The 384-nt window shown below is 37.2% G+C and carries 1 protein-coding gene and 1 pseudogene; one reads left to right on the plus strand and one right to left on the minus strand.

The annotated features are described in order from the left end of the window. Positions 1-81: aspartate 1-decarboxylase (locus CL42_RS16355; RefSeq protein ID WP_035271143.1), on the minus strand; the 81-nt coding region annotated here is incomplete at its 3' end. A gap of 64 nt (positions 82-145) precedes the next feature. Here CL42_RS16355 and CL42_RS16360 point away from each other — a divergent pair. Further along, positions 146-384 (plus strand): annotated as a pseudogene (locus CL42_RS16360) (phosphoenolpyruvate carboxylase); the annotation flags it as partial.

A 384-nucleotide genomic window follows, 5' to 3' on the forward strand; every position in this document is an offset into this window, starting at 1 on the left:
TGCACATGAACCTTCATAATGAAGTTCAGCTTGTGTTACAACTGCACGGTGGATTTTAGCTTTTAATAAACGAGATAGCATGGGAAGCGTCTCCTGAGTTGTTCTAAGATTGTTTTATTATCTAGAAACAACAGTTTTTTAATTACCTGCTGAAAGTCTAGGTGCTTATATTATTTCAATGGCGGAATATCCAAGTGACGTTTTGGCGGTTCTATTACTCCAAAAAGAAGCAGGTATTAAGCAACCTCTGCGTGTAGTTCCATTATTTGAAACGTTAAAAGATTTAGATGGCGCAGCTTCGACCATGAATACTTTATTCAGTATGCATTGGTACAAACAACATATTCAAAACAAGCACGAGGTCATGATTGGTTACTCTGACTC

Source organism: Acinetobacter sp. Ver3 (assembly GCF_000632455.1).
In the GTDB taxonomy this organism is placed as follows: Bacteria; Pseudomonadota; Gammaproteobacteria; order Pseudomonadales; family Moraxellaceae; genus Acinetobacter.